1 protein-coding gene is annotated in these 437 nt (G+C 48.5%); it reads right to left on the bottom strand.

The genetic code is table 11. The features are described from left to right. Nucleotides 1–437: phage integrase SAM-like domain-containing protein (locus tag DW657_RS18505; protein ID WP_233547211.1), on the bottom strand; the 437-nt coding region annotated here is incomplete at both ends.

Raw genomic sequence — 437 nt, 5'->3', positions numbered from 1 at the left:
GTCATGGCGGTTAGCTCGTCCAATGTCAAGAACTCACGTTCCTTGTGGTCTGGGTCAACATGGTACATGGCAAATGGATTTCTCGGTATCTTGCCATTGTAGTGTGCGGTCGTAACGATATGTTTCAGCGGAATGGAGTAAATCCAAATGGAGGACTGCGCAAGTCCTACCACATTCTTCAAGTACAGACAATAGTCACGGATGAACTCCTCGGTAAGCTCATTCATGGACATGTCGCTGCGCTTGTACTGATACTTGATGAACTCGGCAACATACTTTCTCACCGTTAGGTACTTGTTGTAAGTAGTCTTTGCCCTGTCCTTGCCGACACGCTTGGCAAAGGCGGCGTTCTCCTTGTCAAAAGCTCTGAGCAAAGTCTCGTACTCCGTGCCAATGCCTTGGTAGGCATTTCTCACCATTTCAGCGGTAACGAACGC

This window comes from Prevotella sp. AM23-5 (assembly GCF_003473645.1).
GTDB lineage: Bacteria > Bacteroidota > Bacteroidia > Bacteroidales > Bacteroidaceae > Prevotella > Prevotella copri_A.
The sequence above is the reverse complement of the archived record's forward strand: the minus strand, read 5'-3'. Positions and strand labels throughout refer to the sequence as shown.